The 14,224-nt window shown below is 64.4% G+C and carries 14 protein-coding genes; 3 read left to right on the forward strand and 11 right to left on the reverse strand.

Annotation, left to right across the window (positions count from 1 at the left end; genetic code table 11):
• From G3572_RS07315 to ccoN, 6 genes are all read right to left on the reverse strand, one after another.
• Window positions 1-459, reverse strand: coding sequence for a FixH family protein (locus G3572_RS07315; RefSeq protein WP_164610326.1), 459 nt, complete (start codon window positions 457-459; stop codon window positions 1-3).
• Window positions 459-1,892: a cytochrome c oxidase accessory protein CcoG gene (gene ccoG, locus G3572_RS07320; RefSeq protein ID WP_164610328.1), complete on the reverse strand. Its 1,434-nt coding sequence runs from the start codon at window positions 1,890-1,892 to the stop codon at window positions 459-461. The genes G3572_RS07315 and ccoG overlap by 1 nt, the downstream gene beginning before the upstream one ends.
• Window positions 1,893-2,122: 230 nt before the next feature.
• Window positions 2,123-3,001 (reverse strand): cytochrome-c oxidase, cbb3-type subunit III, encoded by an 879-nt coding sequence (gene ccoP, locus G3572_RS07325; protein WP_164610330.1) that lies wholly within the window; start codon window positions 2,999-3,001, stop codon window positions 2,123-2,125.
• 4 nt (window positions 3,002-3,005) lie between these two features.
• On the reverse strand, window positions 3,006-3,206 hold the full coding sequence (locus G3572_RS07330) for a cbb3-type cytochrome c oxidase subunit 3 (RefSeq protein WP_164610332.1): 201 nt from the start codon (window positions 3,204-3,206) through the stop codon (window positions 3,006-3,008).
• Between the two features lie 10 nt (window positions 3,207-3,216).
• Complete coding sequence (gene ccoO / locus G3572_RS07335) at window positions 3,217-3,966, reverse strand: cytochrome-c oxidase, cbb3-type subunit II (protein WP_164610334.1); 750 nt, start codon at window positions 3,964-3,966, stop codon at window positions 3,217-3,219.
• 15 nt (window positions 3,967-3,981) lie between these two features.
• Window positions 3,982-5,580: a cytochrome-c oxidase, cbb3-type subunit I gene (ccoN, locus tag G3572_RS07340; protein WP_164610336.1), complete on the reverse strand. Its 1,599-nt coding sequence runs from the start codon at window positions 5,578-5,580 to the stop codon at window positions 3,982-3,984.
• A gap of 217 nt (window positions 5,581-5,797) precedes the next feature.
• On the opposite strand from ccoN, the gene G3572_RS07345 reads away from it, so the two are divergent.
• The gene (locus G3572_RS07345; RefSeq protein WP_164610338.1) at window positions 5,798-6,643 is read left to right on the forward strand and encodes a universal stress protein; all 846 of its coding nucleotides are present in this window, start codon (window positions 5,798-5,800) and stop codon (window positions 6,641-6,643) included.
• 22 nt (window positions 6,644-6,665) lie between these two features.
• Here the strand turns inward: G3572_RS07345 and G3572_RS07350 are convergent, their stop codons facing one another.
• Entirely contained in the window at window positions 6,666-7,070 is a 405-nt protein-coding gene (locus G3572_RS07350) for a DUF4087 domain-containing protein (protein WP_164610340.1), read from the reverse strand.
• Window positions 7,042-7,794, reverse strand: coding sequence for a transcriptional regulator FnrL (gene fnrL, locus G3572_RS07355; protein ID WP_164610342.1), 753 nt, complete (start codon window positions 7,792-7,794; stop codon window positions 7,042-7,044). Before fnrL ends, G3572_RS07350 begins: the two co-directional genes overlap by 29 nt.
• A 66-nt stretch (window positions 7,795-7,860) precedes the next feature.
• Between fnrL and hemN the strand changes: the two genes are divergently transcribed.
• Window positions 7,861-9,216, forward strand: a complete 1,356-nt coding sequence (hemN, locus tag G3572_RS07360; protein WP_164610343.1) for an oxygen-independent coproporphyrinogen III oxidase — start codon at window positions 7,861-7,863, stop codon at window positions 9,214-9,216.
• A gap of 60 nt (window positions 9,217-9,276) precedes the next feature.
• On the forward strand, window positions 9,277-10,281 hold the full coding sequence (locus G3572_RS07365; protein WP_164610345.1) for an LLM class flavin-dependent oxidoreductase: 1,005 nt from the start codon (window positions 9,277-9,279) through the stop codon (window positions 10,279-10,281).
• On the opposite strand, the gene G3572_RS07370 is transcribed toward G3572_RS07365, so the two are convergent.
• The 3 genes from G3572_RS07370 to G3572_RS07380 are packed head-to-tail and all read right to left on the reverse strand — an operon-like array spanning window position 10,278 to window position 14,223.
• Complete coding sequence (locus tag G3572_RS07370; RefSeq protein WP_164610347.1) at window positions 10,278-11,507, reverse strand: glycosyltransferase; 1,230 nt, start codon at window positions 11,505-11,507, stop codon at window positions 10,278-10,280. The two genes, G3572_RS07365 and G3572_RS07370, sit on opposite strands and share 4 nt — an antisense overlap.
• Window positions 11,504-13,117 (reverse strand): ABC transporter ATP-binding protein, encoded by a 1,614-nt coding sequence (locus G3572_RS07375; RefSeq protein ID WP_164610349.1) that lies wholly within the window; start codon window positions 13,115-13,117, stop codon window positions 11,504-11,506. The genes G3572_RS07370 and G3572_RS07375 overlap by 4 nt, the downstream gene beginning before the upstream one ends.
• Window positions 13,114-14,223, reverse strand: coding sequence for an ABC transporter permease (locus G3572_RS07380; protein WP_164610351.1), 1,110 nt, complete (start codon window positions 14,221-14,223; stop codon window positions 13,114-13,116). Before G3572_RS07380 ends, G3572_RS07375 begins: the two co-directional genes overlap by 4 nt.
• Window position 14,224 lies beyond the last annotated feature (1 nt).

Raw genomic sequence — 14,224 nt, forward strand, 5'->3', positions numbered from 1 at the left:
CTAGCCCTCGACCAGAATGCCGACGCGCTGCGCGAACAGCGTGCCATCGGCAGAGCGGGCCTCGACGCGCAGCATCCACCTGCCGGGCGCGAGGTCGAGCGGCGCGGTCCAGAGCCCGGCGGCGGGGGTGAACTCGGGGCGCTGGTCATCCTTGGCCTCGGTGGTGCGGCCCACCAGAACCGACAGTTCAGAGAGCGTGGCGGGATTGCCGCGCGCATCGGTGAAGGCGAGATAGAGGCGGTTTTCGGCAGCGTCGTAATCGGGAGTCATCGTCCAGCCCAAGGCGCGCTGCGCCGCGCGGTTGGTGTCGAAATGCTGGCTGGCAACGTAGGAGTTCTGCACCTCCAGCCCCGGAAAGGTGCTGACCGCCTTGTAGGCCATCAGGAAATTGACCGCGATGATCACGCCGAAAAAGCTGAACATGGTGATGGCCATTTTGCGGCCCGTGAATTCCGACATCATTCTTCCTTTCCGTTGAACACGGTATCATGGTGGACCCGGTTCGTCGTGCCGCGTTCTTCGAACCACATGCGGATGGGCGTGCGGTCTTGGGTTGCGGGGGCAGAGCCGCGCGGGGCGTTCAGATAGACGCGCTGCGACAGGGTTTCATTGGCGTTGACGGTGACCGAGGGGCCGGAGAGGCCTTCGAGTTCCAGCGACAGGCCGGTTTCGAAGGGCACCGAGAGGGTGAACACGGTGTCGGTGCCCTGCTTGTTGCGCAGGCGCACGTCATAGGCGTTGCGGATGGTGCCGTCAGAGAGCGTCACGAAGGTGGGGTTGCGCACCGGAGTCACGTTCACCTCGATCGGAGAGCGCAGGAACAGCGCGACGATCAGGCCGATCCCGACGCCGGACCACAGGAGCGTGTAGAGGATGGTGCGCGGGCGGAAGACGTGTTTCCATACCGACTTCGGCGGCACGCCCGCGCGCTCGGCGGTTTCGTCGGTCAGCGCGAGATAGCCGATCAGGTCGCGCGGGCGGCCGATCTTGTCCATCGTGTCATTGCAGGCATCGATGCACAGGCCGCAGGTGATGCAGGCCAGTTGCTGGCCGTCGCGGATGTCGATGCCCATCGGGCAGACGTTGACGCAGGCCATGCAGTCGATGCAGTCGCCCTGCCCCGCAGCAATCTCGCCCTTTTGCAACTTGCCGCGCGGCTCTCCGCGCCAGTCGCGGTAGGCGATGGTCAGGGTGTCTTCATCCATCATCGCGGCCTGAATGCGGGGCCACGGGCAGGCGTAGATGCAGATCTGCTCGCGGGCAAAGCCGCCGAAGGCAAAGGTGGTGGCGGTCAGGATCAGCACGGTAAGATAGGCGATGGCACTGGCCTGTCCGGTAAACAGGTCCACCAGAAGCGTGGGCGCGTCGGTGAAATAGAACACCCATGCGCCGCCGGTGGCCATCGCGATCAGGAACCAGGCGGACCATTTCACGGCGCGTTTGCGGATCTTCTCGCCGTTCCACTTCTGGCGGTGCAGGCGGATGCGCGCGTTGCGGTCGCCCTCGACCCAGCGTTCGACAAGGATGAAGAGATCGGTCCAGACGGTTTGCGGGCAGGCATAACCGCACCAGACCCGCCCCGCCGCCGAGGTGAACAGGAACAGGCCAAGGCCCGCCATCACCAGTAGGCCCGCGACGAAGTAGAATTCGTGCGGCCAGATCTCGATCATGAAGAAGAAGAAGCGCCGATGGGCGAGGTCGAGCAGGACGGCCTGATCTGGCAGGTTCGGCCCGCGGTCCCATCTGATCCACGGGGTGACGTAGTAGATGCCCAGCATCAGCGCCATCAGCCACCATTTCAGATTGCGGAACTTGCCATAGACGCGGCGGGGAAAAATCGGTTCTCGCGCGGCGTAGAGGCTGGGGGGCTCGGTGGCGTCTGGGGTGCTCACGAAGGAATCCGATCTTGGCTGTTCAATGCCTTGCTATGCCCACACCTTCGGCGCGACATTGACCTGTATCAAAAATGCGTGGCGCAGATGCAGGTTTCGATGTGGCAGATCGGCGCGGGACCATGCTGGCGGGGCCGGAAGGCAGGCGGGGCAAAACAGCACCCGGTGGCCCGGGTGCTGCTGGTGTCTTGCGGGGGCCGCACGGAGCCGGCGCAGCCCTGCGGCGAACCTTACTGGCCGCCGCCGCGGCTGTGCACATAGAGGGACACGGCGCGGATTTCATCCTCGGTCAGCTTGTCATTCCAGCCCGGCATGACGCCGAAGCGGGCGTTGACGACCGTGTAGGTGATCGCCTCGCGCGAGCCACCGTAAAGCCAGATCGCATCGGCAAGGTTGGGCGCGCCCTGGTTGATATCGCCCGAGCCGTCTTCCATGTGGCAGGCGGCGCAGTTGTCGAGATAGACCGCCTCGCCCACCGAGGCGAGCGTTGCGTCATGGTCCTGACCCGACATCTTCAGCACATATTCCACCACCTCGGCGATCTGCGGACGCTCGAGGATGCCATCGGCGCCAAAGGCGGGCATCTGCGACCAGCGCGCCTCGGGGTGGGTGGTGTTGCGGATGCCGTGAGTGATGGTGGTCTGGATGTTCTCGATATCGCCGCCCCAAAGCCAGTCATCATCGAGCAGGCTGGGATAGCCCTTGCCCGCGATGCCGTTTGCCCCCGAACCGTGACAGGTGGTGCAATTGGTGCGGAACACGGCGGCCCCGGCGTTCTGGGCAAAGGACATGAGTTCGGCATCTTGCGAGACCGTGGTCATGTCGGCCTGGACCAGACGCGCCTTTATGGGGCCGTTGGCATCGTCGAAACGCTTGATTTCGGCCACCACATCGGCGCGGGTCGATGCCCCGAGCAGCCCCGGCGTGGCCCCCGAGATCAGCGGCCATGCCGGATAGGCGATGGTGTAGCCGATGCCCCAGACGATGGTGGCGTAGAACACCCAGACCCACCAGCGCGGCATCGGGTTATCATATTCCTCGATCCCATCCCAGACGTGGCCGGTGGTCTTCACCTCGGCCGGTTTTTGCGTAACCTTCTTGGCGCACATGGTGTCACGCCTCCTTCACGTTGGATTTCGGCTCATCCGCCGGGGCGGGTTTCCGATCGTTGCGGAAAATCGAGTTCGCGACCTCGTCATGGACGCCGCGGCTGCCGGGCCGGAAGGCCCAGACCACGACGCCGAGGAAGATCAGGAACAGCGACAAGAGCGCCCAACTGTCGGCGAACTGGCGCAGAAAGCTGTAGGTTTCCATGGCTCCCCTCCTAGCGGCTGGCGTCTGGCGTGAAGGTCGAGAAATCGACCATCGTGCCAAGGACTTGCATGTAGGCGATCAGCGCATCGGCTTCGGTCAGCTGCGGCTGGCCGTCGAAGTTGCGCACGTTCACGTCGGCCCCGTTCGGCACTGCCGCCGCGCCATAGCGCGATTGCAGACCCGAGGAGTCGCCGTCGGGGTTCGCCTGTGCCAGAAAATCGGCGCGGGCGTTGGCGATCATGTCGCTGGTATAGGGCACGCCCACCATCGCATGGGTTTTGACCACGTTTTCAATGTATCTGCCGTCGATCACGCGGTTGAACAGGAAGCCGTAGGGCGGCATCACCGATTCCGGCACGACCGATTTGGCATCCATGAAGTGATCCTGGTGCCATTCGTCGGAATAGCGCCCGCCCACCCGTGCCAGATCCGGCCCGGTGCGTTTGGAGCCCCACTGGAACGGATGGTCATACATCGATTCCGCCGCAAGGCTGTAATGGCCATAGCGTTCCACCTCGTCCCGCATCGGGCGGATCATCTGGCTGTGGCAGCCATAGCAGCCTTCGCGGATGTAGATGTCGCGCCCGGTGAGTTCCAGCGGCGTATAGGGGCGCACGCCTTCGACCTTTTCGATGGTGTTCTCGAGGTAAAAGAGCGGCACGATCTGCACCAGACCGCCGATGGACACAACCAGAAGGCTGAGCACCATCAGCAGCGTGGCATGGGTTTCGATTGCCTTGTGTTTGTCAAGAAAAGCCATTGTCCTGCCCCCTTATCATTCAGCAGGAACAGCCGCGTGTGTCGTCACCCGACTGGGCAGCGCACGCACGGTCATCCACAGGTTGTAGCACATGATGACCGACCCGGCGAGGAACAGCAGCCCCCCCAGCATACGGACAACATACATCGGGTATTTGGCGGCCACTGTGTCGGCGAAGGCGTTCACGAGGTAGCCGTTGGCATCGACTTCGCGCCACATCAGGCCTTCCATGATGCCCGACACCCACATGGCCGAGGCGTAGAGCACGATGCCGATGGTGGCGAGCCAGAAGTGCCATGACACCAGCGTCAGGCTGTAGAGCCGCTCGCGGTTCCACAGGCGCGGCACAAGGAAGTAGAGCGCGCCGAAGGTGATCATGCCGTTCCAGCCCAGAGCGCCGGAGTGGACGTGACCGATGGTCCAGTCGGTATAGTGTGACAGCGAGTTCACCGCCTTGATCGACATCATCGGGCCTTCGAAGGTCGACATGCCGTAAAAGCCGATGGACACCACCATCATGCGGATGACCGGATCGGTGCGCAGCTTGTCCCATGCGCCCGAGAGCGTCATCAGGCCGTTGATCATGCCGCCCCAGCTTGGCATCCACAGGATGATGGAGAACACCATGCCAAGGGTCGAGGCCCAGTCGGGCAGCGCCGTGTAGTGCAGGTGGTGCGGACCGGCCCAGATATAGAGGAAGATCAGCGCCCAGAAGTGGATGATCGACAGCTTGTAGCTGTAGACCGGGCGTTCTGCCTGCTTGGGCACGAAATAATACATCATGCCGAGAAAGCCCGCCGTCAGGAAGAAGCCCACCGCGTTATGGCCATACCACCACTGGATCATCGCATCCTGCACGCCTGCGGTGACCTGCACCGATTGCGAGCTGAAGACCGAGACCGGAATGGCCATGTTGTTCACAAGGTGCAGCATGGCGATGGTGATGATCATGGCCAGCAGGAACCAGTTGGCCACATAGATGTGGGGTTCCTTGCGCTTCATCAGCGTGCCGGCAAAGACCGCAAGGAAGGCGACCCAGACCACGGTGATCAGGATGTCGACATACCAGACGGGTTCCGCATATTCCTTGGACTGTGTGCCGCCGAGGATATAGCCGGTGGCGGCCAGAACGATGACAAGCTGCCATCCCCAGAACACGAACCAGCCAAGATTGCCGCCCCAGAGCCGCACCGCGCTGGTGCGCTGCACGATATAGAAGGACGACATGATCAGCGCGTTACCGCCAAAGGCGAAGATCACCGCGCTTGTGTGCAGCGGGCGCAGGCGGCCGAAGTTGCCGATGCCCTGCAACGCCTCGAAGTTGAGCCAGGGCCAGGCAAGCTGGCTGGCGATGACGACGCCGACCAGAAAGCCGACGACGCCCCAGAAGGCTGTGGCGATGACGCCTGCGCGCACCACCCCATCCATGTATTCGTTCTGGTTGACTGTTTTCACCTCGTCCATGCCGCGGAGCACCACCAGAAAGGTGATGCCTGCCGCCAGCATGACGATGATTGCATTGACCTGATAGGCCAGATCCCAGGCGTAGTTGGAGGCAATCGCCGCCGCCAGGGCGATGAGGCCCAATACGACCAGTTTAAGATAATCCCACATTCCGCGTCCCTTCGTCATTGGCTGGATCTGGCCCCTTATTGATTCGGGGAACTGTCCACGCACTTTGCGACACATGTGCTTGTGTGCGAGCGGGGGCGGTGCGGCCTTGATCCATATCAAGCAACCCTGTTCTTGCGGATGATAAAGGTCAATGCGACGTCATCACTCAGGGTTGAGCATGGGGACGCACGGAAACCAGCCACAGGAGTCCATTTCCATGACCTATAAATCGATCTTTACCGCTGCCACCCAAGCTGCGCAGGTGCCGCTGACCGTTGCGGCGGCGGCGAAACTCTGTGCGCAGAACGATGCGCATCTGGATGTGCTGGCCTTGGGCGTCGATCGCACGCAGGTGGGCTATTCCTATATCGGCTCGGGTGCGGTGCTGATGCAGGTCGCGCAAGACCGCGCCGAAGAGGATGCACGCCTGCTGGAAAAGGCGGTGCGCGCTGCCGTTCTGGCGGAGGCGCCGGGCCTGCGCGTGGGGATCGAGGCGGCGGTGACCCAGTTCGGGGCGCTGACCGATCTGGTGGCGCAGCGCGCGCGCTTTGCCGATCTGGTTGTGCTGCCCCGCCCCTATGGCAAAGAACAGGGGCCCGAGGCCGAAGCCGTGATCGAGGCTGCGCTGTTCGAAGGCTGCGCTCCGGTTCTGGTCTTGCCCGAAAGCGGATTGTCCAGCGCATCGCCCACGCGCGTCGTGGTGGCGTGGAACCAGAGCCGTGAGGCAATGGCGGCGGTGCGCGCGGCGCTGCCGATGCTGAAGCAGGCCGATCAGGTGACGATCACCGTGATTGACCCGCCGGTGCACGGGCCGGAACGGTCAGACCCCGGCGGGATGCTGTGCCAGATGCTGGTGCGCCACGGGGTGCGTGCCGAGGTGACGGTGCTGGCCCGCACCCTGCCGCGCGTGTCGGATGTGCTGCAACGCCACCTGCGCGACGTCAGCGCCGATCTGCTGGTGATGGGGGCCTATGGCCATTCGCGCTTTCGCGAGGCGATCTTGGGCGGCGCGACGCGCAACATGCTGGAAGGCGCTGACGTGCCGGTTCTTATGGCCCGCTAACAAAGGGGGGGGCTGGGGGCGATCAGCCTTCGGCCTCGGCCCCGGGCAGGTTCGGGTCTGTCTCGCAGCGTGACAGTGGCAGCGCCTTCATCTTCCTGACGAGCAGCACCTCTCCCTCTGCAGCGTCACCGAACCGGCCCGTCACGCAGGCACAGCCATAGCCGTAATAGCCGTTTGTGCGCACCCAGTTGGAGTCGTCAAAGGCGAAGGACGATTCGGAAAGGTCCAGCCAGCCCGGCACTTCGGGCGCGCCTTGCATCGACATATACCAGGTGGCGTCGCGGTCGGTCAGCCAGTGGTTGCCCGGCGTGGGGTTGGCATACCAGCCGCAGCGCATCACGTCCTTGGCAAGCGCCGCCTGCGCAGGCACCATCAGAGCCAAGGCCAAAGCCCCGATCTTAAACGAGAAAGCCGCCGTCACTGTCATCTCCGGTCTCATCCATCAGCGCGTCGAAAGACGGTATCGTGACATGGCGTTTGCCGTCCAGCCTGATAATGCCGTCGCGTTTCAGCGCGCTCATCTGGCGGCTGACGGTTTCCAGCGTCAGGCCAAGGTAATCGGCCATTTCCTCGCGCGTGAGCGGCAGATCAAAGGTGATGGAGCCAAGATTGGCGCGCGGCTCTTTCAGACTGGCATCGCGGCGGGCGATGATCGCCAGAAGCGACGCGATCTTTTCGCGCGCGGTCTTGCGGCCCAGAAGCAGCATCCATTCGCGTGCTGCATCGAGTTCGTCGAGCGTCATTTCCAGCAGCCGCTGCGCGATATGGGGCGTGCTGGCCATCAGCTCCTCGAACGGTTTACGGCGGAAGCAGCACATCACGAGGTCGGTGGTCGCGGTCACGTCATAGGCCGCGGAGGAGCGCCCGGGACGGCCCACGAAATCTGATGGCAGCAAGAGGCCGACCATCTGGCGGCGGCCATCTTCCATCGTCTGTGTGAGCGTCGCAATGCCGGTAACGACCGAGGCCACGAAATCCATCTTGTCGCCCGACCAGATCACGGTCTGGCCCGCCTCGTAGCTGCGGTAGTATTTGATCTGTTCCAGCTGCTCCAGTTCATCAGCTTCGCATCGGGCGCAGACCGCGCGGTGGCGGATGGGGCAGGCACCACAGTCTTGGCTGGGTGATCGGATGTCGCGGTGAATGGACATGGCGACCCTTTCCTGGAGTTGATCTGCATCAAGGCGGTTCTGGCTGTGCCCCGTCAGGATAGGGGAATGACACATGATCCGCAACTTGCCCGCTTGGGTCTCTTTGATGCGCGCGTGCCGCGCTATACCAGCTATCCCACGGCCCCGCATTTTGGCGGGACAGTGGACGCGGCCATATTTACCCGCTGGGTCGAGGAGATACCAGAAGGGGCGGCGATCTCGCTGTATCTGCATGTGCCCTTCTGTCGGCGGCTGTGCTGGTTCTGCGCCTGCCGCACGCAAGGCACGCAAAGCGACGGGCCGGTGGTGGCCTATGCGCGCACCCTGCTGTCAGAGATCGGGATGCTGCGCCGCCATCTGCCGCGCGGGGTCACCCTGTCGCGCCTGCATTGGGGCGGCGGCACGCCCACCCTGCTGCCCGCGCCCGAGATGGAGCGGCTGGCGGCGGCGGTGTTCGAGGCGGTGCCGCTGGGGGATGGGGCCGAATTCTCGGTCGAGATCGACCCGAACGAGATTGACGCCGCGCGGCTTGATGCGCTGGTGTCGGCGGGGATGAACCGCGCCTCGATCGGGGTGCAGGATTTTGACCCGCTGATTCAGGCCACCATCGGGCGCGAGCAAAGCTACGAGCTGACACGGCAGGTGGCCGACATGATCCGCGCGCGCGGTGTCGGCAGCCTGAATGCCGATATCCTGTATGGCCTGCCGCACCAGACCACGGCGCGGATCTCGGATTCGGTGCAGAAGCTGCTGACGCTGTCACCCGACCGCGTGGCGCTTTATGGCTATGCCCATGTGCCGTGGATGAGCCGGCGGCAGCAGATGATCCCGTCCGATGCGATGCCGACGCCGGAAGAACGGCTGCGGCTGTTCGAGACGGCGGCAGAACTGTTCCGCTGGGATGGCTATGTCGATGTGGGGATCGACCATTTCGCGCGCCCCGCCGATGGCATGGCCAAGGCACTGGCGGCAGGAACGCTGCGGCGCAACTTTCAGGGCTATACCGACGACACGGCGCCGGTGTTGATCGGCCTTGGCGCATCGTCGATCAGCCGGTTTCCGCAAGGGTTTGCGCAGAATGTCAGCGGCACCTCGGATTACACCAAGGCGGTGCGTGACGGTGTGTTTTCCACCCATCGCGGGCATGTGTTCGCGGGCGAAGACCGGATGCGGGCACGGATCATCGAGGCGCTGATGTGCGATTTCCACGTCAGCCGCGCCGAGATCCTGCGGGATTTCGCGGTCACGCCCGAACGGCTGGACGGCCTGCTGCGGAACGCGGCAGAGGCGTTTGACGGCATGGTGGACCTGACGGCGGAGGGGCTGTCGATTCCGCCGCGGGGGCGGCCCCTGACGCGGATGGTGGCACGGGTCTTTGATGCCTATGACCAGACGAAGGCCAAGCATTCCGCGGCGGTCTGACCGTCCGGCCCTTACATTGCGCGGGTCCTGCCCCTAGGTTTACCGGCAGGAGATACCGCCATGCATCATTTTTCGCTTCTCGATCTTTCGCCCGTCCCCGAAGGCAGCAGCACCGCGCAAGCCTTGGCCAATACGGTGGAACTGGCCCAGCTGGCCGAGGCGTCGGGCTATCACCGCTTCTGGCTGGCCGAACATCACAACATGCCGGGGATTGCCTCGGCTGCGACGCCGATTGTGATCGGGCATGTCGCGGGGGCCACGAAGACCATCCGGCTGGGCGCGGGCGGGATCATGCTGCCCAACCATTCCCCCTTGGTCGTGGCCGAGCAGTTCGGAACGCTAGAGACGCTGTATCCGGGCCGGATCGATCTGGGCCTGGGCCGCGCGCCCGGCACCGACATGGCGACAGCGCGTGCGCTGCGCCGCCATATGGCCCCCGAGGACAGCTTCCCGCAGGATGTGGTGGAACTGATCGGCTATTTCGACGCAGCCCCTGAGGAGGCCGCCGTGCGCGCCATTCCGGGGGAAGGCACGCAGGTTCCGGTGTGGATTCTGGGCAGCAGCCTTTATGGTGCGCAATTGGCGGCCTATCTGGGCCTGCCCTATGCCTTTGCGTCGCATTTCGCGCCCGCGATGCTGGAGGATGCCTTGGCCACCTATCGCGCCACTTTCCGCCCGTCACGCTTTCTGGCGCGGCCCTATGCGATGATGGCGGCAGGGGTTTGCGCCGCCGAGACGGACGCCGAGGCGCAGGTGCTGCGCACGTCGCAGATGCTGGCCTTTGCGCGGCTGCGCACGGGCAAGCCCGGCAAGCTGCCGCGTCCGGTGACCGATATCGACGCGCATATCCCGCCGCAGGTGCGGGCGGGGGTGGATGCGGCGCTGTCGGTGGCAGCGGTGGGGTCGCGCGCGACGATCCGGCGCGAATTGTCTGCGATGATCGACCGCTACCAGCCGGACGAGCTGATGGTGACGGGCATGATCCATGACCACAGCGCAAGGCTGCGGTCCTTCGCCATCGCGGCCGAGGTGCTGGGCGAGCTTTCGCAGGCCAAGGCCGCCTAGGCCTGCGGGCCGAAGCTTTCCACGAAATCGACCATGCGCGGCAGGCAGATGCCGCGCAGGTCATAGTCACGTTGCGCCGTGGCGCGGGCGGCGGCGCGCAAGGGGGCGTAGCGGTCGGGATCGGCCAGCGCGGCCGTCAGCGTCTGCGACCAAGCGGCGATGTCGAAGAAATCCACCAGCAGGCCGTTTTCGCCATGCCGCAACACCTCGGCCACCGGTGCGGTGTCGGAGCCGACCACCAGACAGCCCGCCGCCATCGCCTCCAGCATCGACCATGACAGCACGAAGGGATAGGTCAGGTAGGCATGGGCGCGGCTGATCTGCATGATCGAGACGAAGACCGGATAGGGCACCTTGCCCATGAAATGCACCCGGTCCATCGGCAGGCGATCCTGCACCTCTGACAGGATCAGATCTTTCCAGCCCTTCGCGCCCTTGGGGGGCGCGCCATAGCTGACCTCGTCGCCGCCGACGATCACCGCATGGGCATCGGGGCGGGCGCGCAGCACATCGGGCAGCGCGCGCATGAAGGTGTGATAACCGCGATAGGGTTCCAGATTGCGGTTCACGAAGGTCAGAACCTCATCACCCGCGCGCAGAATGCGGCCATCCGGCAGGGTCAGGCTTGCCTGCGGGTTGGGGCGCATCACGCTGCAATCGACGCCATCATGGATGACGCGGATCATCGGGCGCAGGGCCTCGGGGTAGGTGCTGGCCTGCCATGCGGTGGGGGCAAGGGCCGCATCGGCATGCAGAAGCGCTTGGCCCAGATGGGCGGCGCGACCTTGGGTGATCATCACCTGATCGAGGCCATAGGGCGCGAATTCGCGGTCAAAGCCCACATCGGCCCCGACGCCGCGATAGTAGAACTCGGCATAGACGATCAGTTTCGCCTGCGGCCATATTTCCTTGAGGAACAGGGTTTCGCCCCAGCCGGAATGGCCGAAGATGACATCGGGATGATAGCCCTCGGTATCGCGCAGGCGCGCGCAGGCGCGGGCAACGGTGACGCCGCGATCCGACATCTGGGTATAGTTGCGGCCCAGACGGGTCTGCGCGGGGTCGACGGTGCCTGCATCATGCTTGTAGCGCAGGGTTTTCACGCTGGACTGGCGGTTGTTCTTGGCATCGGTCATCGCCAGAACATCATGCCCGCGCCGCGCCAGTTCCGGGGCCAGATGCAGGAACTGGCCGGGGAAGTTCTGGTGCAGGAACAGGATCTTCACGGCTTGGCCTCTGCCCTTGCCGCGGCCATGTCGCCAAAAGCGGCGAGCATGAGCGCGCGGGTGTAGTCGGAGGCGGGGGCATCGAAGACAGCGCGGGCATCGCCCTGTTCCACCACATCGCCCGCCTTCATCACCATCACCTGATGCGACAGGGCGCGGACGACGCGCAGATCGTGGCTGATGAAGATATAGGCCAGCCCCCATTTGCGCTGCAACTCGCGCAAGAGCCCGACGATCTGCACTTGCACCGTCATGTCCAGCGCCGAGGTGGGTTCATCGAGCACCACCAGTTTCGGGCGCAGGATCATGGCGCGGGCGATGGCGATACGCTGGCGCTGCCCGCCAGAAAACTCGTGCGGGTAGCGCGACATGGTGGCGGGGTCGAGGCCCACCTCGGTCATGATGGCGGCGACCTTCTCGCGCGATTGCGCGGGCGTGTCGGTGCCGTGCAGCGCCAGACCTTCGGCGATGATCTGCTCGGCGGTCATGCGGGGAGACAGGCTGCCGAAGGGGTCCTGGAACACCACCTGCATATCGCGCCGCACGGGGCGCAGGGCGCGGCCCGACAGGTCCGATATGTCGCGCCCCAGAACCACGATCGGCCCTGTCGAGGGCACCAGCCGCAGGATGGCCAGTGCCAGCGTGGTCTTGCCGGACCCGCTTTCGCCCACGATCCCCAGCGTTTCGCCCGCGCGCACCGTCAGGGTGGCGTCATTGACCGCCTTCACATGGCCCACCGTCTTGCGCAGGAAGCCTGCGGTGATCGGGAACCAGACGCGCAGCGATTGCGCGCGCACCACTTCGGGCGCATCGGCGGGCACCGGACCGGGCAGGCCCTTCGGCTCGGCCGCGAGCAGTTTGCGGGTGTAGGGATGCTGGGGGTTGGCGAAGATTTCGGCGGTCGGGCCCTGTTCCACGATCTCGCCGCCCTGCATCACGCAAACGCGGTCGGCGATGCGGCGCACGATGCCGAGGTCATGGGTGATGAACAGCAGGGACAGGCCTTCGGAGCGTTTCAGATCGGCCAGAAGGTCGAGGATCTGCGCCTGAATGGTCACGTCGAGCGCGGTGGTGGGTTCATCGGCGATGAGCAGTTCGGGGCCGTTGGCCAGTGCCATCGCGATCATCACCCGCTGGCGCTGGCCGCCGGACAGCTGGTGCGGATAGGCCCCGAGGCGGCTTTCGGCATCGCGGATGCCGACCTTTTGCAGCAGGTCAAGGATGCGCGCGCGGGCCGCCTGCCCCACCAGCCCCTGATGCAGCGCAAGGCTTTCGCCCAACTGCCGTTCGATGGTGTGCAGCGGGTTGAGGCTGGTCATCGGTTCCTGAAAGATGAAACTGATGTCATTGCCGCGCACCCTGCGCAGATCGCGTTCGGACGCGCCGACCATCTGGCTGCCCTGATAGGTGACAGAACCTTCGACGATGGCGTTGTCCCCGAGCAGTCCCACGGTGGACAGGGCGGTCACCGATTTGCCGGACCCCGACTCGCCCACCAGCGCCACGGTTTCTCCCTTGCCCACGGTAAAGGACACGCCGCGCACTGCCTGCACCAGACGGCCATCTTGCCGGAAGCTGATTTTCAGGTCCTCGACTGCAAGCACGCTCATTGAAAGGTCTTTCGCGGATCAAAGGCGTCACGGATGCCTTCGAAGATAAAGACCAGCAAGGACAGCATTATGGCAAAGGTGAAAAACGCGGTGAAGGCAAGCCACGGGGCTTGCAGGTTCTGCTTGGCCTGCTGCGTCATCTCGCCCAAGGACGGGGACGAAGAGGGCAGGCCAAAGCCCAGAAAATCGAGCGCGGTGAGCGCGCCGATGGTGCCGGTGATGATGAAGGGCAGCATGGTCAGCGTGGCGACCATCGCATTGGGCAGCACATGGCGGAACATGATGACGACATCGGGCACCCCCAGCGCACGGGCGGCGCGGACATATTCGAAATTGCGCGCGCGCAGGAATTCGGCGCGCACCACGCCGACAAGCGCCGTCCAGCCGAACAGGACCATCAGGCCGACCAGTATCCAGAAGTTCATGGTGAAGATCGCGGCCACGATGATGATGACGTAAAGCGAGGGCGTCGCCCCCCATATCTCGATGATGCGCTGGAAGATCAGGTCGGTCAGACCGCCGAAATAGCCCTGCACCGCGCCCGCGGCGATGCCGATGATGCTGGTCAGCACGGTGACGATCAGCGCGAAACTGACCGAGAGACGAAAACCGTAGATGACGCGGGCCAGCACGTCGCGGGCGGTGTCATCGGTGCCAAGCCAGTGCTGGGCGTCGGGGGCCGAAGGCGCGGCCTTGCCGATGTCGTTGATGGTGCTGAAGCTGTAGGGCACGAGGGGCCAGATGATGCGCCCCTGTTCGATCGGCTCTCCCGCGGCTGTGCCTTGAGCCTTGGCCTCGGCCAGAATGGCGGCGGGGTCATCCCAGCAGGCTTCGGAGCCGGCGGCGATGATGAGGCATTGCACCTCGATGTCCTTGTATTTCGCCTCGGTGCGGAAGTCGCCCCCGAAGGCGGTTTCGGGATAGAAGCGCAGGAAAGGCGCGTGCCATTCGCCACGAAACTGCACGAGAAGCGGTTTGTCGTTGGCGACGAGTTCGGCGCAGAGCGAGATGCCGTAAAGGATGGAGAACAGGATCAGCGACCAGTAGGCGCGGCGGTTGGCCCTGAAGTTGCGCCAGCGGCGTTGGTTGAGCGGGGAGAGCGCCATG

The sequence above is a fragment of the Pseudotabrizicola algicola genome (assembly GCF_010915705.1).
Lineage (GTDB): Bacteria > Pseudomonadota > Alphaproteobacteria > Rhodobacterales > Rhodobacteraceae > Pseudotabrizicola > Pseudotabrizicola algicola.